Raw genomic sequence first — 20,877 nt, 5'->3', positions numbered from 1 at the left:
GCGTGACACAGTGTTCCTATGGATTTGATAGGCATAGGTGTGGTCGTGATCGTGCTGGTCGCGGGCGTTGCGGCGGGGTTGTGGCGCCGCCGGACCGACGGGCGGCTGGCCGTCGCGCCGGAGGCGAGCGAAGATCGGCGTATGAAGGATCTGCTGGAACGGCTCGGGGTGGAGCCGGGGTCGGCCACGCTGCTCCAGTTCTCCACCGCGTTCTGTGCGCCGTGCCGTGCGGTACGCCGGGTCAGTTCCGAGGTGGCCGCGATGGTGCCCGGGGTCCGGCACGTCGAGGTGGATGCCGAGAGCCACCTCGACGAGGTCCGGGAGCTGGGCATCTGGCGTACGCCTACGTTGCTGATCCTCGACGCCGAGGGCCGTGAGGTCCGCCGCGCGACCGGGGTGCCGACGAAGCCGCACCTGATAGCCGCGCTGGCCGCCATCCTGCCCGCCCAGGTGTGACGGAAGTCCACAAGATCGCGGGGCCGCGGGGCGGTGGCTAGTTTCGGTGGGGGTCGGTGGTCAGGGCTGCCGCCGGGACCGGGTCGGCAGCCGGGAAGTCCGGCTCCTCGGCCGGCCTTCCGGTGCGGGTCAGGCGCCGCGAGCCCGGGACGGCGAGCATCGCGACCGCGGCCGTGAGCAGCACACACGCGCATGCCGTCAGCACCCGGTCGATGCCGAACCGGTCGGCGAGCGGGCTGGCCATCGTGTTGCCCACCGGCATGGCCAGGAACGAGGCCAGGTAGTCCCAGGAGGCGACCCGCCCGAGGAATCGGTGCGGCACGTTCTCCTGGAGTGACGTGTCCCAGGCGACGTCGTAGAAGAGCAGGCCGGCGTACCCGATCACGGCGCCGATCATGATGGCGGCCAGCGTGCCGGGCCACACGTAGCAGAACGCCCACACCGACATCAGCGGCAGCGCCAGCAGGCCGGCCAGCAGCAGCCGCCGCGGCCGGAACCGCATGCCGATCGCCGAGCCGATCACCCCGCCCAGCCCTTCGGCGGCGGCGATCCAGCCGACCGCGTGCGCCCCGCCGAGCCGTTCCATCGCGACGACCTGGACGAGAACCAGGATCACGCCGTTGGCGACGTGGTAGGTGGTGGCGCCGAGCAGGTTGGCCAGCAGCCAGTCGCGGCTGCGGATCTCCCGGAGTCCGGCGGTCAGTTCACCGAGCATGGGGGTACGCGGGCCGCGCGGCGCCCGTACCCGGATCATCGCGGCGGCGACCAGGGAGGCGAGGAAGCTGACCGCGTTGATGGTGAATCCGGCCGGCGCGCCGAAGGTGGCGACGGTGATGCCCGCGGTGGCCGGCCCGGCCACGCCGCACGCCGACTGGAGGAAGCTGAGCGTCGCGTTCGCCTTCTGCCGGTCCTCAGCCGGGACGAGCAGGGGTTTGAGCGAGCTCATGGCCGGGCTGAAGAAGCTGCCGGCGCCGGCCGACACGACGGTGAGCGCGCAGAGCAGGGCCAGGTGGTAGCCGCCGGTGGCGAACATGGCGGCGATGCCGGCGGTGGCGGCGAAGCGGATCAGGTCGGAGGCGACCATGACCCGCTGGGGTTGGAGCCGGTCGGCCCAGATGCCGCCGAAGAGTGTGCCGGCCAGCAGCGTGAGGATGTTCGTCGCCATGACCAGGCCGAAGTCGCGCGCGCCGCCGCCGGTGGCGATCACGGCGACGGCGAGGGCGACGGTCTGGAAGGCATTGCCGAGCCAGGAGAGGCCCTGGCCGATGGCGAGCAGGCGGAAGTCACGAGTCACGGCGGCGACATTAGTTCAGCGTCTAACTATTAGCAATCGAATAGTCAGAAGGGTGGCAGACTGTTCCCATGGAGGACGGTCCCATGGAAGACAGCGTCGACCAGCACGTCGCCCGGTGGGCGAGCTTCTGGAAGAACGAGCCCGCCTTCGCCCCCGAGGTCGAGGGCGCCCTGGTCCGGATGAAGTTCATCCAGCGGTGGATCGACCGCGCCGACCTGGCGATCTTCAACGACGGCTTCACCGTGCAGGACTACAAGACCCTGCATGTCCTGATGGTGCAGCCGTGGCCGACCGAGGCGACCCCGGCGCAGCTGGCCGAGGCGCTGAACGTGACCCGTGCGGCGGTGACCAGCCGGCTCGACCGGCTGGACGAGGCGGGCCTGATCACGCGGCAGATCGACGGCGCCGACCGGCGGCGGGTGATCGTCCGGCCCACCCAGAAGGGCCGGGAAATGTGGAGCAAATACATCTTCAAGGGCATGGCGGTCGACCAGCGGGCGCTCGCCGCACTGGATTTCGAGGAGTTGACGCAGCTCAACGGGCTGCTGCGGAAAGTCCTACTTTCCTTGGAGGAATAATAGGCTTCATGGAACTCGACCCCCGCGGCCAGCGCTTCGCCGCCGTTCTCACCACAGTCGTCATCGCGCTCGTGCTGATCACCGGCTCGGGCTGGCTCGCTCTCGCACAGGCAGTCGTCTTCGCGATCACCGCCTGGGACCCGCGGCGCGGGCCCTATCCGCTGATCTTCCGGGCCGTGGTGCTGCCACGCCTCGGTCCGCCCGCCGAGCGTGAGCCGGCCGCCCCCGTGCGGTTCGCCCAGCTCGTGGGCTTCACCTTCCTGGCCGTCTCCGCCGCGGGTCACCTCACCGGGGTGACTGCGGTCGGCATCACGGCGGCAGCTTTCGGGCTGCTCGCCGCGTTTCTCAACGCAGCTTTCGGGCTCTGCCTGGGCTGCGAGGCGTATATCTTGATTCGGCGTCTGAAATACAGAAACGCCGAATCTGTCTAGATATGTCTAGAATTTGGGAGCGTCCGGCGCTTCCAGCAGGCCCAACCTCAGCGCCGTCATGAGCGCCTGGGCCCGGTTGGCCGCCCCCAGCTTCTCGTAGAGCTTCGAAATGTGGGTCTTCGCTGTCGACTCCGACACGAACAGCTGCTTCGCGATGCCGGCGACACTCATGCCGTCGGCCAGCAGGCGCAGCACCTGACCCTCACGCGGTGAGAGCTGCGGGCCGGACGGGGCGAGCCGCCGCTTCATGGCCTCGGCCAGGTCGGCCGCGGTGAACGCGCTCGGCGCCGACGCCGCGTGCCGGGCAGCCGCCACGACCTCGTCCGCCGGGGCGGTTTTCGGCACGAACGCGCTGGCCCCGGCCTCGAGAGCGCCGAAGAGCTGGTCATCGCCGGCATACATGGTGAGGACCACGATGCCCATGTTGGCGTTGTTCTTCCGCAGGGCGCGGGTCGCCTCCAGGCCACTGCCGTCGGGCAGGCGCAGGTCCATGATCACGACATCCGGTTGCAGGGCGCCGGCCTGGCGCACCGCCTCCGCCGCCGTGGCGGCCTCGCCGACGACCTCGAACTGACGGTCGCGCTCGAATGCGTGTCGCAGCCCCTTACGGATCAGATCGTGATCGTCGACAAGGAGGACCTTGGTGCGCGTCGTCGGCGCAGGACTGGTCGACATGCTCGGGTTACTCCCCTTCTGGAGCTGAAACGCTATCCCGCACGCTATCGCGCCGAGGCGGTGTTCCGAGCACTACAGCGACGGTTGTCCCGCTGGGGTGTCGCGGCGTGATCTTGAGTCGGCCTCGGATGCGTTCGGCGCGTTCCGCCATGATGGTAAGACCGTATCGGCCGTCAGGTCGCGTGTCTGCGAACCCCTTGCCGTCGTCTGATACTTCGATCTCCGCGTAGGGCGGGTCGACTGTGCAGGTCACCCACAGGTTCGAGGCGCCCGCGTGCTTGCGTGCGTTGGTGATCGCCTCCTGGGCGATCCGGAGCAGCTCGGCCTCGGTCGCGGCGGGCAGCCGGGCCGTCGACTCGTCGAAGGTGAAGTGCACCCGGAGCCCGGCGCTGGTGCCGAGGGTCCGCGCATACTCCGCGATGGCCGCGGCCAGGCCACCGTTGCGATCGACCTCGGAGCGCAGCTCGAACAGGCTCAGCCGCAGCTCGGTGATCACCCGGGTCACCTCGGCCCGCAGCGTGCGCAGCTCCTCGGCGGTCTCCTCGGCGCCCTCCGGCAGCGTCGCCTGCGCGTTGTCGATCCCGTAGCCGACCATGACCAGCTCCTGGGCGACGCCGTCGTGGATCTCCCGGGCCAGGCGCTGGCGCTCCTCGTTGGTGGCCAGCGAGCGCACGTCGTCGAAGAGCAGGGCGGCCTCCAGCCGCAGCGAGGCCGGGCCGGTCACCTCGGTCACCGCCTGGACCACCGCGGACGGGTACGCCCCGGAGGCGTCCGTCTCCAGGATGACCAGCCCGATCGTGCGCACCCCGGCGACCAGTGGCACCACCAGCGAGGACACGTCGCCCCCCTGGTGGCTGCGCGCCTGCGACCGGCTCGCGGTCTGTGGCTGCTGGGTGGCCCAGGCGTCGGCGATGCCCGAGTCGGCGTCGAGCGTGGTCTCCCAGTCGACCCGCTCCGCCCCGGTCTGCGCCAGCACCACCAGCCGCCCGCCGCCGCTGGCCGACAGCACCGCCGCCCGGTGGCCCGGCGCGACCACGCGCAGCTCCTCCAGCAGATGCTCGGAGATGCCGCCCGGATCGAGGGTGGCGCCCGGCAGCGAGCGGGCCACGCTGCGCAGCTGGGTCAGCAGGCGGGTGGCCTCGGCGTAGGGCTGCGGCGTCGGGTCCGGCGGCTGGAGCAGCTGCCGCATGGTCTCGGTGGCGAACGTGATGATCGCGCCCTGCACCAGCCACTGGACACAGACGGCGTAGTAGCCCCCGGCCAGCGTGCCGAAGGCGAAGCCGCTGACCGCCATGGTGACCGCGGACGCCCCGAGCAGCGCCATGCCCTCGGTCTGCCGGCGCCGCAGGGCCGCGGTGAGCAGCGGCACGGCGAGGTAGGGCAGGACCGCCTCGGCGCCGAAACCGTTGGTGACCCGGCCGGCCGCATCCGCCGCGTCGGCGACCGAACCGGCCGCCAGGCAGGTCACCACGACCTCGCCGAACCGCCCGAGCGGGGCCAGCACGGCGTGGCCGCGGGCCAGGAAGGAGGGCGCGGCCGCGACCGCCAGCAGGGCGATCCAGCCGAGCTGGGCGGCGCTGCCGGTGAACGCGTAGGTCAGGGCGGCGACCAGCACGAGCATGACGGCGCGGGCCGCGGCTTCGGCCGGTCGGATGCGCACGGAACCACTGGCGAGTGCTGGCACGTGACGGATGGTATCGGGAGAGACCGGCATCGGCTCGCCGCGTGCTGCCCGGGAGGGTGTTGCACCCCTGACGGACGACCGCCCCGCCCGCGCGATCGGTCGTGCCCGGCGGGTAGCCTCGCGTACATGGCGGACACCTCGACACAGTCGATTCAGGTCCATGCGCCCCTGGCCCGGGTGGCGGCGGTGATCTGCGACTTCGCGCGCTACCCCGAGTGGGCGGAGTCGATCAAGAAGGTGGAGGTCCTCGAGCGGTATGAGGACGACTACGCCGCGCAGGTGCGGTTCCAGATCGATGCCACGGTGCTGATCGACGAGTACACGTTGGAGTACGCGTACGCCGACGATCTGTCCCGGATCGAGTGGAGCCTGGTCGAGCCGTCGAAGACGCAGCGTTCCCAGGAGGGGTCCTACGACCTGGTGGAGAACGCGGACGGCAGCACCACCGTGACGTACACCCTTGCGGTGGATCTCGCGATCGGAATGCTGGGCATGTTCCGCCGCAAGGCTGAGAAAATGATCATGGATACGGCGCTGAAGGAGCTCAAGCGCCGTGTCGAGAGCCTGCCCGCGGCCTGAGCCGCCGGCCGAGGGGAGCGGAGATGCCCGGATCAGCTCGTGAGGAGGCCGAACGGCTGGTCGCGGCGATCCTCGCGCGGACCTCGGCGGGCGGCGGCCCGGCGGACGCGTTCGGTCTCCTGGGCGAGTCGGTCGCCGGCCTGATCGGCGTCCTCAACCGGGACGACCTGTCCACCGGCAGCGCCGAGTGCTGTGTGTGCCCGGTCTGCAAGGCGATCGCGGCCGTCCGCGACCCCAGCCCGGAGACCGCCGAGCGGCTGGCCGCCAGCGCCGGGGACATCGCGACCGGGGTGGCCGGCCTGATGCGCGCCTTCTCGTCGATGGCGGCCGAGCGCCCGCGGACCCCGGCGCCGCGCAGCCGTCCCGCGCCCGCCGCTGCCTCGCCGTCGTCGTCGGACCACGCCTGGTCCGCGGCCACCCGGACGGCGGACGCCGCGACCCGGGCGGCGGGCCCGGCGGAGGAGGTGGCCGGCGAGGCGCCCACGCCCGGCGTGGAGACCGACCCGTGGGCCGCCGCCAGCGCCGCCGACGCCCGGGAGGCGGCCGCCGCGGCCCGGGCCCGTGCCGCCGCGGCCGAGGAGGCGGTGGCACGCGCCGTCGAGCAGGCGAGAAGGGCCCGCGCCGCCGGGACCCCGGACCGTGGAGCCGCGGCCCCGGTTGCCGGAGGATCACGGACGGGCGGCGACGTGTGGGCCATGGCCACGGCTGTGGAGGTGGCCGCAGACGACGCGGCCGAGCCCCGTAGCGTGGATCATGAGCTGGGCGCTTCGGCGCCCGAGGACCGTGAGCCGGGCCAGGGCGACGACGCCCGTCCCGGCGCTGCGGTGTGAACTGTTTGCAGAGGGGACGGGCAGCGTGACGCTGACCATCGGAATCGACGTCGGCGGCACCAAGGTCGCCGGTGGTGTCGTCGACGAGCTGGGCAACGTGCTCGCGTCCAACCGGCGGCCGACGCCGGCGGACGACCCGGCCGGCACCCGCGACACGATCGTCGAGGTGGCCGCCGAGCTGGTGGAGCAGTACCCGCAGGCGACCGCGATCGGGATCGGCGCCGCCGCGTGGATCGACGCCACCGGCTCGACGGTGCTGTTCGCGCCGAACCTGGCCTGGCGGGACGAGCCGCTGCGCGATTACGTGGGCAAGGCGACCGGCCTGCCCGTGGTGCTCGACAACGACGCCAACGTCGCCGCCTGGGCGGAGTTCCGGTTCGGGGTCGGCAAGCACGCCGAGTCGATGGTGATGATCACGGTGGGCACCGGCATCGGCGGCGCGATCGTGGTCAACGGCAACCTGTGGCGCGGCGCCAACGGCATCGCCGCCGAGCTGGGGCACATCCAGTCGGTTCCGGACGGGCACCCGTGCGGCTGCGGCCGGCTCGGCTGCCTGGAGCAGTACGCGAGCGGCAACGCCCTGGTCCGGTTCGGCCGGGCCGGCGCGCGACAGGAGCCGGAGCGGGCTGCCAAGCTGCTCGAACTGGCCGGTGGCGACGCCCTGGCGATCACCGGCCGGCAGATCACCGAGGCGGCCCGCTCCGGCGACGGGGTCGCGATGGACGCCTTCGCCCAGGTCGGTTACTGGCTCGGGGTGGCGCTGGCCGACCTCGCGCAGAGCCTGGACCCGCAGATCATGGTGATCGGCGGCGGCGTGATCGACGCGGGGCCGCTGCTCATGGGGCCGCTCGAACGCACGTACCGGGAGCAGCTCGCCAACCGTGACCGCTTCCCGGTCGCCGAGATCCACGCGGCCCGGATGGGCAACGCCGCCGGTGTGGTCGGCGCGGCCGACCTGGCCCGGCGCGGCTGAGGACGACGGGGATGTCCGGGGTCCCGCTGCGGGTGGTCAGCTACAACGTCCACGGGCTGCGGGACGACCGGGCCGCGCTGACCGGCCTGGTCCGTGACCTGGCCCCGGACGTCCTCGTCGTGCAGGAGGCGCCGCGCCGGTTCCGGTGGCGGCAGAAATGCGCCCTGCTCGCCTCCGAGACCGGCCTGGTGGTGGCGGCCGGCGGCCTGCCGTCGCTGGGCAACCTGCTGCTGGTCAGCCTGCGGGTGGCGATCCGCCGGACCTGGTGCATGCGTTACCCGCTCACCCCGGGCCGGCACCTGCGGGGCGCCGTCTTCGCCGAGGGCGCGGTGCGTGGCGCCACCTTCACCGTCTCCGGGTCGCACCTGGCCACCGACGCGAACGAGCGGCCGTCGCAGGCGCAGCACTGGAAGACCGAGCTGGACAAGCTCGACGGCCCGGTGATCGTCGCCGCAGATCTCAACGAGGGCCCCGGCGGCGGCGCCTGGCGGATGGTCGAGGACGGGCTGCTCGGCTCGACGGCCGACGTGCCCACCTTCCCGTCCGTGGCGCCCAGCCGGCGCATCGACGGGCTCTTCGTCAGCCCCGGCGTGACCATCGAACGTTACGAGATCATCTCGACCGAGCAGGCACGCGTCGCGAGTGATCATTTACCGATCGTCGCGGACCTTTTGCTCCCTTCCTCCTAGGCTCGCCGTCTGCGAGGATCGCCGGGTGCAAGACTCCCCGGACCTCGGAGACCGTGGCGGCGCCGTCTGCGTCGTCGGCGCCGGCGCCAGCGGCCTGACCGCCATCAAGAACCTGCGTGAGCTGGGCTTCGCGGTCGACTGTTATGAGCGTGAGACCTCGGTCGGCGGCGCCTGGAACTGGCGGCACGACCGCAGCCCGGTCTATGCCGGCGCCCATCTGATCTCGTCCCGGCCGCTCACCGAGTTCCCCGACTTCCCGATGCCGGACACCTGGCCCGACTACCCGCACCACAGTCAGGTCCTCGAATACCTGGAGCGCTACGCGAAGCACTTCGGGCTGGGCGAGCACATCTGGTACGGCATGGAGGTCAAGTCGATCGTCCCGGTCGGCGACGGCCGCTGGGACGTGACCATCCAGTCGACCGGCGGCGGCACGTCCCGGGTGCAGCGGTACGCCGCCGTGGTGATCGCCAACGGGCACAACTGGGCGCCTGTCGCCCCGGAGATCCCCGGTGCCTTCAACGGCCAGGTGATCCACGCCGGCGCCTACAAGGAGCCGTCCCGCCTGCGTGGCCGCCGGGTGCTGGTGATCGGCGGCGGCAACACCGGCTGCGACATCGCGGTCGAGGCGGCCCAGCACGCCACCCGGGTGTGGCACTCGACCCGGCGTGGCTACTGGTACTTCCCGAAGTACCTCGGCAACCGCCCGGCCGACCAGGTCTACCACCGCCGGATGTCCACGTGGCTGCGGGACCGCCGGTTCCGGAGGTCGGCCGCCGACCTGACCCGCTGGGGCGTCCCCGCGCCCGACCACGCCCCGCTGGAGAGCCACCCGATCGTCAACGGCCTGCTGCCGCACTACCTGGGCCACGGGCGGATCGAGGCGGTGCCCGACGTGACCCGCTACGACGGCGCGTCGGTCGAGCTGTCCGACGGCCGGCGGATCGAGCCGGAGCTGGTGATCACCGCGACCGGCTACCGTCCGCGGTTCGACTTCCTCGCCCCGGAGCTGCTCGACATCGACGAGGACGGCCGCCCCGACCTGCACCTGCACGCGTTCGCCCGCAAGCACCCGACGCTCGCCGTGGTCGGGCTGGTCCAGCCGTCGGCCGGGCTGTTCCCGCTGGCGCACTGGCAGAGCGTCGCGGTGGCCCGCTGGCTGCGGTTGCGCGACACCGACCCGGAGAAGGCCGGGCTGGTGCAGCGGGAGGAGTCGCAGCGCCCGCTGGCGTCCTGGTCCCGCCGGAAGGTGGTGCCGACGCAGAGGCACTGGTTCGAGGTCGACCACGTCGACTACCTGAAGGCCGTGGAGAGCCTGTTGACCCGAATGGAATCGGCGAAGTGAGCGCGCTGCTGCGATTCGAGGACTGGTCCGACCCGGTCCCGGCGGCCGAGCGGGAGGTCGTCTCCCAGTTGCCCGACGAGGACCAGGGCCGTCCGCCGCTGCTGTTCGTGCCGGGCCTCGGCCACGGCGCCTGGGCGTTCGCCGAGCACTGGATCGGGCACGCCGCGAGCCGCGGGTTCCCGGCCCACGCGGTCAATCCGCGTCCGGACGGCGATCTGCGGGCCCAGGCGCACGACGTGGTCCAGGTGGCGGCCTCGCTGCCGCGCCAGACCGTGCTGATCGGCCACGGCACCGGCAGCCGTGTGGTGGCCCGGGCGCTGGGCCGTTACCCGGCCCGTGCGGCGGTCCTGATCGCGCCGGTGCTGGACGGCTGGGCGGCTCTGGGGGCGGCGCTGCGCAGCAACCCGGCCGGGACCGTGCCGGCCCTGTTCGGCGGCCGGCTGAAGTTCTCCGGACGGCAGCTGTTCGGGCCGGACCTGCCGCCCGAGGAGGCGGCCGCGCACCTGGAGCGGATCGGCGCCCGCCCGCGGGCCGAGCTGTTCGCCCGGGACGGCCTGCCCGAGCCGGTCGGCGGGCCGCCCGTGCTGGTGGTGGGCAGCCCGGACGACCGGGTGGTGCCGCGACCCGCCCTGGACCGGGCAGCGGTCCGTTACGGCGGCGCTCCGCTGCTCTTCCCGGGCATGGGCCACTACCTGATGCTCGAGACGAAATGGGCCGAGCCGATCGACGCGATCCTGGACTGGCTGGACAAGGAGATACCGCAAGCGGGCTAGCGCCGGCGGGCCAGCGGCGGCAGCCGTTCCGCGAGCCGGCCGGTGTGGTCCAGCGCGGTCAGGTAGTCGCGCGCCCACGCCATGATGTCGTGGCCGGCCAGGTGCCGCCGCATGGCCGTCATCCGGGCGGTCAGGTCGGCGCTGTCCGCCTCCATCGCCCGCAGCAGGGTCTGCTTGAGCCCGTCCACGTCGTGCGGGTTCACCAGGAACGCCTGCTCCAGCTCGGCGGCCGCCCCGGCGAACTCGCTGAGCACCAGGGCGCCGGTGCCGTCCTCCCGGGCCGCCACGAACTCCTTGGCGACCAGGTTCATCCCGTCCCGCAGCGGGGTCACCACCATGACGTCGGCGGTCTGGTAGAGGGCGGCCAGCTGGGCCCGGGCGAACGGCTGGTTCAGGTAGTGGATGGCCGGCTCGCCGACCCGGCCGAACTCGCCGTTGATCCGGCCGACCTCACCCTCGATCCGGTCCCGCAGGCCGCGGTAGCTCTCCACCCGTTCCCGGCTGGGCACCGCCACCTGGACCATCACCGTGTCCCGCACCTTCACGAAACCGTCCCGCAGCAACTCGCTGTACGCCGTGAGCCGGTGCTCGATGCCCTTGGTCCAGTCCAGCCGGTCGACGCTGAGCAGCACCCGTTTCGGCTGCCCCAGGTCGTGCCGCAGCTGCCGGGAGTGGGTGACCACGTCCGGCCGGGTGGCCAGCGCCCGCATCTCGGCCACGTCGATGGAGACCGGGAACGCCCCGGTGCGCACGGTCCGCCCGTCGATGGTGATGGCGCGGTCGGTGGCCTCCACCTGGAGCAGCTTCTTGGCCAGCTGGGCGACGTTGTGGGCGGCCTGCTCCCGCTGGAAGCCGACCAGGTCGGCGCCGAGCATCCCGCGCAGCAGCTCGACCCGGCGGGGGAGCTGCATGTACAGCTCGGGCGGCGGGAACGGCACGTGCAGGAAGAACCCGATCAGCAGGTCCGGCCGCAGCTCCCGGAGCATCGCCGGAACCAGCTGGAGGTGGTAGTCCTGCACCCAGACGGCGGCGCCGGGCTCGGCCACCTCGGCGGCGGCCTCGGCGAACCGCCGGTTCACCGTCCGGTACGTCTCCCACCAGCCCCGATCGAACACCGGCTGCTGCACCGCGTCGTGGTAGAGCGGCCACAGGGTCGAGTTGGCGAACCCCTCGTAGTAGCCGCGCAGCTCCTCCTCGGTCAGTGCCACGGGCCGTAACCGCAGGCTGCCGAGGTCGGGCAGGGCCGGGGCCGGACCGACCCCGCCGGCCCAGCCGACCCAGGTGGCGGGGGTCTGCTCGAGGATCGCGTGCAGGGCGCTGGCCAGGCCACCTGGGCTGCGGCGCCACTCGCAGGCGCCGTCCGGGGCGGCGCTGTCATCCAGGGGCAGTCGGTTGGCGATGACGACGAGCGAACTCTGACGCATCACCGTAGGTTACTGCTCGAACACCTACGTCTGTCTATACGACGGCGCCGTCGTCGAATTCGTCGTCGTCATCGCCGGAGCGCAGCCGCCAGACCAGCGTGGCCGCCCCGCCGATGATCGCGGCGAATCCGAGAACCTGGACCAGGTTGGAGTCGACCGGGAGCAGCCGGGGGAACAGGAACAGCACGAAGCCGATCGTGATGCCCAGCAGAGCCGCCACCGCGTATTTCGAGATGCGCGGCAGGGGTGGGGGAGGGGGCGGGACATATCGCTCGTCCTCGTCGTCCTCAGCGGGCAGGCCGGCGCCGAACGTGTCGAGTCCGTAGAGGATCGACGGCTCGTCTTTCGGATCGGTGCGACGCCGGTTGTGCGGCGTGCCCTCCTCGGTGATCGAGCGGATCGGCGGGGGCGGCGGGCCGGGGTCGTCCTCGGCGGCCGGCCACGGTGTCGTCTCGGCGTCGACGGTGGTGTGGAACCCCGCGATGATCTTGGCCCACTCCTCGTCCACCTCGGCCTGCGGCTTCGGGGTGGGCGCCGGCGGCGCGGGCGGGGTGGGCGGTGCTCCGCCGGTCACCTTCTGCAGGTGCTCCTTGGCGGTCTCCAGATGAGCGCGATCCACGAACAGCCGGTCGACCGGCCGCGCAGGCAGGGTCGTCGCCCGCAGGACCGGATTGAGATCGGCCGTCGGCTGAAGGTACGCCGCTATGCCGCCGGCTGCGAGAACGTCGAGCAGATGCTCGCCGATACGTGGATCGACATCTCCCGCCGCCGCGAAGTCGGCGGCGTCGAGCCCGTTGTCGCGCCGCCCGCGACGGGCGCCACCCGCTGTCACCGATGCACACCCCCTTGCCGACCGTGCCTTGAATGGTGACACGGCAGGCACCCGTTGCGGGAGTGCGTTGTGGCGCGCCGCTCCCGCTTCGTACGCTTCCTGTCGCCCCAAACGCACGGTGGCATCCGTCGAAAGGACGTCAGTGTTCTACTGGCTGCTGAAGTTGGTGGTCCTCGGGCCGGTCCTGAAGCTCGTCTTCCGCCCCAAGGTGGAGGGCCTGCAGAACGTGCCCCGATCCGGTCCGGTCATTCTCGCCTGCAACCACCTCTCGTTCTCTGACTCGATCTTCACCCCGCTGATCATGCGGCGGAAAGTGACCTTCGTCGCCAAGGCCGAATACTTCACCGGCAAGGGGATCAAGGGCTGGTTCTCGCGGATGTTCTTCACCGGCGCGGGGACGATCCCGGTGGACCGTTCGGGTGGGGAGGCCGCCCAGGCGGCTCTGGACACGCTGCTGCGCGTCCTGAAGGAGGGCAACATCGCGGGCATCTACCCGGAGGGCACCCGCTCGCCCGACGGGCGGCTCTACCGCGGCAAGACCGGGGTGGCCCGGCTGGCCCTGGAGAGCGGCGCTGTGGTCGTCCCGGTGGCCCTGCTGAACACCGACGAGATCCAGCCCACCGGCACGCTGATCCCGGCGGTGAAGCGGGTCCGGATCCGGATCGGCAAGCCGCTCGACTTCTCCCGCTACGCCGACCAGCGCGGCGACCGGTTCGTGGAGCGGGCGATCACCGACGAGATCATGTACGAGCTGATGGCCCTCTCCGGCCGCGAGTACGTCGACGTCTACGCGTCCACGCTGAAGACGGCCGCCTAGCCGGTCATCCCGGCCCGGCGGCGGAGGGCCTGCACATCGGTGACGACGATGCGCCGGCCCTCGGTGCGCAGCCAGCCCCGGCTCGCGAAGGAGCCGATCGCCTGGTTGACGCTCTGCCGGGAGCCGCCGGCCATCTCGGCGAGCTGGCTCTGGTTGAGCTCGATGGTGATCATCGGCGCCTGGCTCTCGCCGGAGAGCCGGACCAGGGTCTTGGCCACCCGGCCGGGCAGGTCGAGGAAGACGTGATCGGCGTTCTGCTCGGTGAGCCGCCGGATCAGGCCGCCGACCGAGCGCATCACCGCGTCCAGGATGCGCGGGTTGGAGTGCACCAGCTCCATGAAGGCGACCCGGGACAGCGACAGCGCCTGCGAGTCCTCGATGGCCTCGGCGGAGGCGCTGCGGGTGGAGGCGTCCAGCAGGGACACCTCGCCGAGCACGTCGGGTGGTCGGACCACGGTGAGGACGGCGCGCTCGCCGGTCGGGGCGGTCCGGAAGACGGCGACGGCGCCCCGCTTCATGATGATCAGCGAGTCGCCGGGGTCGTGCTCGACGAAGAGGATCTGCCCCTTGCGGTAGTGGCGTGGCACTGCCGCGGCGATGACGCGCTGGCGCACCTCCGGCTCCAGACCGGCGAACATGTCCACACCGGTGAGCGCGTCGCCGGGATCCGGCATGCGATGGTCCACGGCGCTATCCCCTCCCCCGGTGAGGACACGCCGACGGCCGACGGCGCCGGCCCCACGACGCGAACGATCACTCTTAGCACGAAGCGTGCTCCGAACGCCATTTTCAAAACGGACATTGAAGCTTGCCTCGTACGATCATGTCCCTTCGGTTGCGTTCTGTAAACCGTCAATCTCTCTGAGTTACTGTCGCCCTGTCTGTCCGTCGTATTGGCGGCAAGTGTCGAGATAATCCCGCGGTGCCGGATGACGACTTTCTTCGATCGACGCTGCGTGACCAGTGGCACCTGTATCCGTCAGCGGCGGCCGAGCTTCCGCTGACCCTCCTGTCGCGTGGATGGGAGTTCGTCGCGGGCGGCGAGCCCTACGTGGCGCGACTGGTCGACATCGGCGCCCGGCACCGGATGGAGGCCGGCCTGGCGGTCGCCATGTACCTGCGCGCGCACCGGATCGACGCGGGGGAGCCGGTCCGCACCCTCGGCGGCGCGCTGACCGTGGCCACCCCGTACGGCGCGCTCGCCGTCCTGCGCCGCATCCCGGGCCGGCGTCTCGACGGACGGGACCCGATCGACCAGCAGTGGTGGGGTGAGCGCTTGGGCGCCGTACACCATGTCCTGCGGGGTTTTCGGCATCCGGGCCTGCGGCCGTGGCAGCCTCTCGACCCGGACGGATCGCATCTCGATGCGGAGCCCTGGCTCCGCGGGACGGTGACCGCCGCGCTCACCGCCGCGACCCGGCTCACGGTGACCGACCACCTCACGTCCGGGGTGCTGCACGGCGACCCGGCGCCGGAGATGTTCCTGCTCGATCCGGCGACCGGCCGGTCCGGCCTGCTGTACTGCGGGGCCGGCGGCACCGGGCCGCTGGTCCACGACGTGGCCGCCGCGGTCGCCTACGCGGGTGGCGTGGACCAGGCCGGCGAGTTCCTGGACGGCTACCTCGCGGCCGGGCCGGTCGGCGCCGACGAACTGGAGGCCGCCCTGCCGGTGCTGCTGCGGCTGCGCTGGGCGCTACAGGCCGACCTGTCCGCCCGCCGGGACTGCCCGCACGGCCTCGGCAAGGCCAGGGCGGCCCTGGAGTCCATGCCCGGATGACGATGGGCGAGGATGGGCGGGATGCCATACCGCTATTTCTATGACTGTGAATTCATCGAGGACGGCCGGATCGTCGATCTGGTCTCGATCGGTGTCGTCGACGAGTTCGGCCGTGAGTTCTACGCGGTCAGCACCGAGTTCGACGACTCCCGCGCCGTGCCCTGGGTGCGCCGCAACGTCCTGGACAAGCTCCCCTCGCCGTCCGACAAGGCGTGGCGCAGCCGCGAGCGGATCCGCGAGGATCTCTACGAGTTCCTGACCGAGCCGATCCGTGGCCGGGGCGAGCAGATGGAGCTCTGGGCGTGGTATGCGGCGTATGACCACGTGGCGCTCGCCCAGCTGTGGGGCGCGATGCCGGCCCTGCCCCGGGAGATCCCCCGGTTCACCAAGGACCTGCGCCAGCGCTGGGACGATCTGGGCCGCCCGCACCTGCCGGAGATGGCCGGCCGGCACGACGCCCTGGTCGACGCCAAGCACAACCTGGCCCGGTGGAACGCTATGACCGCGACGAGCGCATCGGGGGGACACAGCCCCGCATGACGGCCTGGACGTCGGTGTCGGTCGGCTCGGCGCCGAGCACCCCGTTGTCCGGCCGGGCCCGCAGGCCGTCGATCACCAGCTCCAGATAGCGCTCGTAAAGGCCCGGCCGGCACCCCTCGCTGTGCTGGGCCATTTCGGTCACCATGGCCATGATGATCGGGAAGTCGTGAAACCCGGCGTCCAGTCGTAGCGTGCCCTCGGCGTGGGCCCGCTCCATCAGTTGCTCCAGCAGCGGCACGATCTGCTCGCCGGCCTGCTTGAAATGCTGCTCGCCCATGCTCAGGGCGGCGTCACGCAGCCCGCGGTCGGCGGCGTGCCAGCGTGCCGAGGTGCGCAGGAAGCCGGTCAGCCCGGCCCAGGCGGAAGGTGCCGTGAGGGCCTCCTCGGCCAGCGTGACCAGGGCTTCCAGGCGGTCGGTGAAGACCGCGTCGATCAGCTCCTCCTTTGTCGGGAAGCGCCGGTAGACGGTGCCCACGCCGACCCCCGCGTGATGGGCCACATCGTCCAGCGTGGCGGCGAATCCCCTGGTCGCGAAGACCTCACCGGCGGCTTCGACGATCCGTTCCCGGTTGCGCTGCGCGTCGCGGCGAAGTGGCATGTGGCCAAGCCTACAACTAAGTGGAGGTAACTCCTCAACTTCTCCTGCTAGCCTGCCGAAGTGGAGGACGGACCTCAACTTAGCTTCGGAAGGCACCGCGCATATGAGCAGCACCGTTATTGATCGGCCACAGCCCGTACAACGTGAGACCGGGCGGTGGTGGGCTCTCGTGGTGCTGGCCCTGGCCCAGCTGATGGTGGTGCTGGACGCCACGATCGTGAACATCGCGCTGCCCACCGCCCAGGCCGACATCGGCTTCTCGGACGCCGACCGGCAGTGGGTCGTCACCGGCTACGCGCTCGCCTTCGGCAGTCTCCTGCTGCTCGGCGGCCGGCTGTCCGACTTCTTCGGCCGCAAGCGGATGTTCCTCATCGGCCTGGTCGGTTTCGCCCTCGCCTCGGCGCTCGGCGGCGCCGCCGGCAGCCTGGAGATGCTGATCGTGGCCCGTGCGCTGCAGGGCGCGTTCGGTGCGGCGCTGGCCCCGGCCGCGCTCTCGCTGCTCTCCACCACGTTCACCGAGCCCGCCGAGCGCGGCAAGGCGTTCGGCATCTTCGGCGCCATCTCCGGCGCCGGCGGCGGCATCGGCCTGCTGCTCGGCGGCGTCCTCACCGAGTACGCCTCGTGGCGCTGGTGCCTCTACGTCAACCTGGTGATCGCCGCCATCGCGGTGGCCGGCGCCATGATCAAGCTCAAGGACGAGCCGGTCGCGGCCCACGGCAAGATCGACATCCCGGGCACGATCGCCGCCGTCGTCGGCCTGGTCGGCCTGGTCTACGGCCTCGGCAAGGCGGAGACCGACGGCTGGACCGCCGGCTGGACCCTCGGCCCGATCGCCGTCGGCGTGGTCGCGCTGATCGCGTTCGTGCTGATCGAGCGCCGGGTGGACAACCCGCTGCTCCCGCTGCGCGTCGTCCTGGACCGCAACCGCGGCGGCTCGTACGCCTCGATCGCGATCGCCGGCGCCGGCATGTTCGGCATCTTCCTGTTCCTCACCTACTTCCTGACCACGGTGCTCCAGTTCACCCCGGTCAAGACCGGTCTCGCGTTCCTGCCGATGCTCGGTTCGGTCATGCTCACCGCCACCACGGCCGGCTCGTTCCTGGCCCCGAAGGTCGGCCCGCGCCCGCTCGTCCCGGTCGGCGCCCTGGTCGCGGCGGGCGGCATGCTCTTCCTGACCCGCCTCGACCTCGACTCCACCTACGCCTCAGGCGTCCTCCCCGGCCTGATCATCATCGGTCTCGGCCTCGGCCTGGTCTTCGCGCCCACCCAGAACGCCGCCACCTCAGGCGTCGAACACCGCGACGCCGGCGTCGCCTCCGCGATGATCAACACGGTCCAGCAGATCGGCGGCTCGATCGGCACCGCGCTGCTCAGCTCCTTCTACGCCACCGCGATCACCGACTACATGGCCGGCAAGCCCGCCGAGGCCATGCCGATGGCCCTGATCAGCGGATACCACACGGTCTTCTGGTGGTCGGCCGGCTTCTTCGTGCTCGCCGCCGTGGTCGCCGCGTTCCTCTTCCGCACCGGCCCCCTCGACGTCGACCCCGACGCGCCGCCCGCGATGGCCCACTGAAAAACCCGCCCGCCCGGCACCGTTTCCTTCGGTGCCGGGCCTTTTTCTGGTACGGCCAGACACCCGTCAACCGCAACCACGCCTGCCACACCTACGACGCGAGGCAGGCGACGCTCCCGGCCGAACCGCGACCGCCGGGCCGGATGCGCCACTCACCGCTACCCCGGACCCGCGTGCCGAGGCCCTGCCCGGCCGGCGATCGTGAAGCGGCCGGCCGTGACCGTTGTCTCGCGCACTCCGAGAGAGCGGTCAGGCCCAGCCGGGTGCTGCGGTCAGGGCTTAGTTGATCTTGCGCGATTCCCCGGCCGGCCGAGATCTTGCACGATTGTTCCGGCCCGCCGTGATCTTGCGCGCTTCTGCTGGCCCCCCCGTGATCTTGCACGCTTCTCCTGGCCCGCCGTGATCTTGCACGCTTCTCCTGGTCGGCCATGATCTTGCATGCTTCTTCCGGTCCTGGCGTGCATCCACGTGCAAGAACCACTTCGCGGCCTGGATCTTGCAAGTAATGCCCTGCCCGAACGCGGAATAGCCTGCAAGATCGGCCCGAGGGTGCACTTTCGTGCAAGATCCACCGCTGACCGAAAGGTCCGCGTGGTGATGTGTGGCGCGGTTTCGGACCACAGGTCGCCACGCGGTGGTCGTGCCGGTCTGACGTGTGACGCGGTCCAGACCGCGGGTCGGCACGCGGCCGGTGGGTCCGGTTCGTGTGGTGATTTGAGGTGTGGATCGGGCCGCAGGTCGGCACGCGGTGGGTGGGTCCGGTTTGTGTGGTGATCTGGGGTGTGGGTCGGACCGCGGGTCGGCACGCGGCGGGTGGGTCCGGGTTCGTGTGGTGATTCGAGGTGTGGATTGGACCGCAGGTCGGCACACGGCGGGTGGGTCTGCGGGGCTGGCTGGGGTGGAGACGTGGAGGCGGCCGGCGGGGGGGGGGGGCCGCGCCCCGGGGAGTAGGCCCCGGGGGGGGGGGGGGGGGGGGGGGGGGGGGGGGGGGGGGGGGGGGGTGGGGGGGGGCGGGGGGGGGGGCCCCCCGCCTCTCCGCTGACTGTCAGCCCAGATGCAGGCCGTGGCTGTCGGGGAACAGTGGGTTGGCGGTGTCGTTCGGGACGTCCTCGCGGGAGGCCTCCACCTCGGCCATCGAGGACGGGAGTTCGAACGGGAGCGTCCCGGTGGCGGGGCAGCGGCCGAACAGCACGTCCAGCAGGGCCTCGTCCGAGGAGCCGAAGCTGCCGGTCAGGGCCGCCGCCGTCGAGGCCAGCGGGGTGAGGACGGCCGGGCGGTCGAGCCAGACGTCGACGACCGTGGGCAGGGTGGCGGTCAGTTCCAGGACGGGGGCCAGTTCGTCGGGGGTCCACTCTAGGCGTCCGGCGTGGAAGAACGTCTCGAACCCGCCGCCGCGCGGTTCGAAGGGCGCCGCCCGCCGGACGATCGCGACGTCGGCGGCCGCCGGGTCGTCGACGACCTTCGCGTATCCGGCGGCCACCACCGGGTCGACGCCGTCCAGGTACACCGCGATCCCCTCGGCCAGCGGAAGCGTCGCCGAGAAGGAAGCGGAGCCAGCGGGAACGGAGATGGGCGCGGTGGATGGGGGAGGAGCGGAGGCTGTTGCGGTGGCGGTGGGAGAAGCAGCGGGTGAGGGAGGAGCGGCGGCGGTGAGGGGAGTGGAGGTGGGCGCGGTGGGAGTGGCGGGAACGGAGGCGGGGGAGGAGGTGGAGGGCGGGGAAGGGTGGTTGGTCAGGAGGACTATCGAGCGGCGCTGGGCGGCCAGGCCGGCGGCCCGGAAACGGGGCCGGCCGGCGATCCGGGCCGCGGCCGCCGGGTCCACGTAGCGGCGGTCGTCGAACAGGCCGAGCCGGAACTTGTCGCGGAGGATCCGGCGGACCGAGACGTCGATCCGGGACTCCGGAAGGCGGCCATCGGCGACCAGGTCGATGATCAGTTCCGGACAGTGTTCGCCGCCGAGCTGGTCGGCGCCGGCCTCCAGGATGCGCAGCACCCGGCTGTGCCGGTCCAGGTGTTCGACGCCCCAGGCACGGGCCGGCATGTCGGTTCCCATGATCATCGCGTCGGTGACCAGGCCCCAGTCGGTGCAGATCACGCCGTCGAAGCCGTACCGTCCGCGGAGCAGCCCCTCCAGGATGTCCCGGTTGAAACCGAAGCCGACCTCCTCGTAGGACGTGTCGACGGGCATGCCGTAGTAGGGCATGACCTGTGCGACCCCGGTTTCGAAGGCGCCCTCGAACGGCTTCAGGTGGTAGTCCCACATCCCGCCGGGGTAGACCTGCTCCCGCCCGTAGGCGAAGTGCGCGTCCTCACCGTCCTTCTGCGGCCCGGCGCCGGGGAAGTGCTTGACCATCGCCGCCACCGAGGACGTGCCGAGGGCGGGCCCCTGCAGGCCGAGGACGTACTCCCGGATCATCGACGACACCAGTTCGGCGTCCGAGCCGAGCGTGCCGTTGGTGCGCGCCCAGCGGGGCTCGGTGGCGAGGTCGGCCATCGGGTGCAGCGCGACACGGATGCCGGTGGCCAGGTACTCCTGCCGGACGATGTCGGCGAATTCCCGTACCAGAGAAGGGTCTTTGGTCGCGCCGAGCCCGATGGGCTCGGGCCACGCGGAGAAACCGCCGGACGCCGCGGACGCCGCGGGGTTGTCGATGACGCCGTGCCGGGGATCGGTGGAGACGGTGACCGGGATGCCGTGGCCGACGCCGGCGGCGATCTCCTGGATCCGGTTGTGCCATTCGGCGAGCCGTTCCGGTGGGACCGGCGCGAAGGTCAGGATGTTGACGTGATTGATCAACTTGTCCTGGAGCAGGGCGGACGCCGACGGGATCATCTCGTTGCCGTCGGCGATCGTGCCGTCCGGGTGGACCGCGATCATCGTGTGGAACATCAGGCCGGCCTTCTCCGCCAGGGTGAGGCGGGCGAGCAGGTCACTGACCCGATCTTCGATCGGAAGGCCGGGATTCTGGTACGGGTGCATCAGTTCTCCAAGAGAAGGTGAGCCAA

20 protein-coding genes and 1 pseudogene are annotated in these 20,877 nt (G+C 71.5%); 13 read left to right on the top strand and 8 right to left on the bottom strand.

Annotated features, from left to right (window positions below; translation table 11 throughout):
• Positions 1–18 precede the first annotated feature (18 nt).
• The gene (locus tag AB0E94_RS37670; RefSeq protein ID WP_360336417.1) at positions 19–456 is read left to right on the top strand and encodes a thioredoxin family protein; all 438 of its coding nucleotides are present in this window, start codon (positions 19–21) and stop codon (positions 454–456) included.
• A 37-nt stretch (positions 457–493) separates the two neighbouring features.
• Here AB0E94_RS37670 and AB0E94_RS37665 read toward each other — a convergent pair whose 3' ends face one another.
• Positions 494–1,750 (bottom strand): MFS transporter, encoded by a 1,257-nt coding sequence (locus AB0E94_RS37665; protein WP_360336415.1) that lies wholly within the window; start codon positions 1,748–1,750, stop codon positions 494–496.
• Between the two features lie 83 nt (positions 1,751–1,833).
• On the opposite strand from AB0E94_RS37665, the gene AB0E94_RS37660 reads away from it, so the two are divergent.
• Together AB0E94_RS37660 and AB0E94_RS37655 are read left to right on the top strand one after the other, a co-directional pair.
• Positions 1,834–2,328 (top strand): MarR family transcriptional regulator, encoded by a 495-nt coding sequence (locus tag AB0E94_RS37660; protein ID WP_360336413.1) that lies wholly within the window; start codon positions 1,834–1,836, stop codon positions 2,326–2,328.
• A gap of 8 nt (positions 2,329–2,336) precedes the next feature.
• The gene (locus AB0E94_RS37655) at positions 2,337–2,759 is read left to right on the top strand and encodes a DUF4395 domain-containing protein (RefSeq protein WP_360336411.1); all 423 of its coding nucleotides are present in this window, start codon (positions 2,337–2,339) and stop codon (positions 2,757–2,759) included.
• A gap of 6 nt (positions 2,760–2,765) precedes the next feature.
• Here the strand turns inward: AB0E94_RS37655 and AB0E94_RS37650 are convergent, their stop codons facing one another.
• Positions 2,766–3,434: a response regulator transcription factor gene (locus tag AB0E94_RS37650; protein ID WP_014688640.1), complete on the bottom strand. Its 669-nt coding sequence runs from the start codon at positions 3,432–3,434 to the stop codon at positions 2,766–2,768.
• 7 nt (positions 3,435–3,441) lie between these two features.
• Entirely contained in the window at positions 3,442–5,055 is a 1,614-nt protein-coding gene (locus tag AB0E94_RS37645; RefSeq protein ID WP_360336444.1) for a GAF domain-containing sensor histidine kinase, read from the bottom strand.
• Positions 5,056–5,244: 189 nt separating this feature from the next.
• On the opposite strand from AB0E94_RS37645, the gene AB0E94_RS37640 reads away from it, so the two are divergent.
• The 6 genes and pseudogenes from AB0E94_RS37640 to AB0E94_RS37615 all read left to right on the top strand — a co-directional run bounded on the left by AB0E94_RS37640 (position 5,245) and on the right by AB0E94_RS37615 (position 10,307).
• Positions 5,245–5,697: an SRPBCC family protein gene (locus tag AB0E94_RS37640; RefSeq protein ID WP_360336409.1), complete on the top strand. Its 453-nt coding sequence runs from the start codon at positions 5,245–5,247 to the stop codon at positions 5,695–5,697.
• Positions 5,698–5,720: 23 nt separating this feature from the next.
• Positions 5,721–6,017: pseudogene (locus AB0E94_RS37635) on the top strand (hypothetical protein); the annotation flags it as partial.
• A gap of 535 nt (positions 6,018–6,552) precedes the next feature.
• Positions 6,553–7,500 (top strand): ROK family glucokinase, encoded by a 948-nt coding sequence (locus AB0E94_RS37630; protein ID WP_360336407.1) that lies wholly within the window; start codon positions 6,553–6,555, stop codon positions 7,498–7,500.
• Positions 7,501–7,511: 11 nt separating this feature from the next.
• Positions 7,512–8,189 carry an endonuclease/exonuclease/phosphatase family protein gene (locus tag AB0E94_RS37625; protein WP_360336405.1) on the top strand — a complete coding sequence of 226 codons (678 nt, stop codon included), beginning with the start codon at positions 7,512–7,514 and terminating at the stop codon, positions 8,187–8,189.
• Positions 8,190–8,214: 25 nt separating this feature from the next.
• Positions 8,215–9,534 carry an NAD(P)-binding domain-containing protein gene (locus tag AB0E94_RS37620; RefSeq protein WP_360336403.1) on the top strand — a complete coding sequence of 440 codons (1,320 nt, stop codon included), beginning with the start codon at positions 8,215–8,217 and terminating at the stop codon, positions 9,532–9,534.
• Entirely contained in the window at positions 9,531–10,307 is a 777-nt protein-coding gene (locus AB0E94_RS37615) for an alpha/beta fold hydrolase (protein ID WP_360336401.1), read from the top strand. Before AB0E94_RS37620 ends, AB0E94_RS37615 begins: the two co-directional genes overlap by 4 nt.
• Here AB0E94_RS37615 and AB0E94_RS37610 read toward each other — a convergent pair.
• Positions 10,304–11,731 (bottom strand): trehalose-6-phosphate synthase, encoded by a 1,428-nt coding sequence (locus AB0E94_RS37610; protein WP_360336399.1) that lies wholly within the window; start codon positions 11,729–11,731, stop codon positions 10,304–10,306. The genes AB0E94_RS37615 and AB0E94_RS37610 overlap by 4 nt on opposite strands.
• 34 nt (positions 11,732–11,765) lie before the next feature.
• Positions 11,766–12,563: a DUF308 domain-containing protein gene (locus AB0E94_RS37605; RefSeq protein WP_360336397.1), complete on the bottom strand. Its 798-nt coding sequence runs from the start codon at positions 12,561–12,563 to the stop codon at positions 11,766–11,768.
• Between the two features lie 142 nt (positions 12,564–12,705).
• On the opposite strand from AB0E94_RS37605, the gene AB0E94_RS37600 reads away from it, so the two are divergent.
• Complete coding sequence (locus AB0E94_RS37600) at positions 12,706–13,380, top strand: lysophospholipid acyltransferase family protein (RefSeq protein WP_360336395.1); 675 nt, start codon at positions 12,706–12,708, stop codon at positions 13,378–13,380.
• Here AB0E94_RS37600 and AB0E94_RS37595 read toward each other — a convergent pair.
• Positions 13,377–14,066: a Crp/Fnr family transcriptional regulator gene (locus tag AB0E94_RS37595; protein WP_093610735.1), complete on the bottom strand. Its 690-nt coding sequence runs from the start codon at positions 14,064–14,066 to the stop codon at positions 13,377–13,379. The two genes, AB0E94_RS37600 and AB0E94_RS37595, sit on opposite strands and share 4 nt — an antisense overlap.
• A gap of 236 nt (positions 14,067–14,302) precedes the next feature.
• Here AB0E94_RS37595 and AB0E94_RS37590 point away from each other — a divergent pair, with 236 nt between their 5' ends.
• On the top strand, positions 14,303–15,157 hold the full coding sequence (locus AB0E94_RS37590; RefSeq protein ID WP_360336393.1) for a phosphotransferase: 855 nt from the start codon (positions 14,303–14,305) through the stop codon (positions 15,155–15,157).
• 21 nt (positions 15,158–15,178) lie between these two features.
• Entirely contained in the window at positions 15,179–15,697 is a 519-nt protein-coding gene (locus tag AB0E94_RS37585; RefSeq protein WP_360336391.1) for a polyadenylate-specific 3'-exoribonuclease AS, read from the top strand.
• Here the strand turns inward: AB0E94_RS37585 and AB0E94_RS37580 are convergent.
• The gene (locus AB0E94_RS37580) at positions 15,654–16,295 is read right to left on the bottom strand and encodes a TetR/AcrR family transcriptional regulator (RefSeq protein WP_360336389.1); all 642 of its coding nucleotides are present in this window, start codon (positions 16,293–16,295) and stop codon (positions 15,654–15,656) included. The two genes, AB0E94_RS37585 and AB0E94_RS37580, sit on opposite strands and share 44 nt — an antisense overlap.
• 103 nt (positions 16,296–16,398) lie before the next feature.
• Here AB0E94_RS37580 and AB0E94_RS37575 point away from each other — a divergent pair, with 103 nt between their 5' ends.
• Positions 16,399–17,871 carry a DHA2 family efflux MFS transporter permease subunit gene (locus AB0E94_RS37575; protein ID WP_360336387.1) on the top strand — a complete coding sequence of 491 codons (1,473 nt, stop codon included), beginning with the start codon at positions 16,399–16,401 and terminating at the stop codon, positions 17,869–17,871.
• Positions 17,872–18,916: 1,045 nt separating this feature from the next.
• Here AB0E94_RS37575 and AB0E94_RS37570 read toward each other — a convergent pair.
• The gene (locus AB0E94_RS37570; protein WP_360336385.1) at positions 18,917–20,851 is read right to left on the bottom strand and encodes a glycoside hydrolase family 3 N-terminal domain-containing protein; all 1,935 of its coding nucleotides are present in this window, start codon (positions 20,849–20,851) and stop codon (positions 18,917–18,919) included.
• Positions 20,852–20,877: the final 26 nt, after the last annotated feature.

Source organism: Actinoplanes sp. NPDC026670, from assembly GCF_040638175.1.
Classification (GTDB): Bacteria; Actinomycetota; Actinomycetes; order Mycobacteriales; family Micromonosporaceae; genus Actinoplanes.
This window is presented reverse-complemented; position numbering and strand designations above follow the sequence as displayed.